The 492-nt window shown below is 72.6% G+C and carries 1 protein-coding gene; it reads right to left on the bottom strand.

What is annotated here, in order from left to right; all coding sequences use genetic code 11:
- Positions 1-71: 71 nt before the first annotated feature.
- Positions 72-492, bottom strand: a 421-nt coding sequence (locus tag AC5RUJ_RS18265; protein ID WP_494156521.1) for a M20/M25/M40 family metallo-hydrolase, incomplete at its 5' end; no start/stop codon positions are given.

Genomic DNA, 492 nt, shown 5'->3' with positions numbered 1-492 from the left:
GTCGCAGCCCAGCAGGACTCCCTCGGCCACGCCGGCCGGGCCCAGCCAGGCGCGCTCGCACCAGATGCCGCTCACAGCAGTGCCTCGAGCACGTCCGCCAAGGCTTCCGCGCCGGCGTCCGCGTCCCAGGGCTCCACGTATTCCTCCGGGGAGTGCGAGATGCCGGAGGGGTTTTTCACGAACAACATGCCGGACGGCACCCGCGAGGCCAGCACGCCGGCGTCGTGCCCGGCACCGGTGGCCAGCACCGGCGCGCCGGGCAGGGCGTTCTCCAGCTGGCGCTGCAACGCGGAGTCGAAGTGCACGGTTCCGCTGTAGGACTCTTCCGTCAGCGACACGGAGCAGCCCTCGAAGGCGGCGATCTTCTGGGCCTTGCCGTGGATGGCCTCGACCAGGTGCGCGGTGACGGCGTCGTCCGGGTGCCGGGCGTCCAGCCACAGGTCCACCCGCGAGGCGATCACGTTGGTGCCGCCGGGCACCGGCTGGAGGCGG

This window comes from Arthrobacter sp. Y3223164 (genome assembly GCF_059091005.1).
The sequence above is the reverse complement of the archived record's forward strand: the minus strand, read 5'-3'. Positions and strand labels throughout refer to the sequence as shown.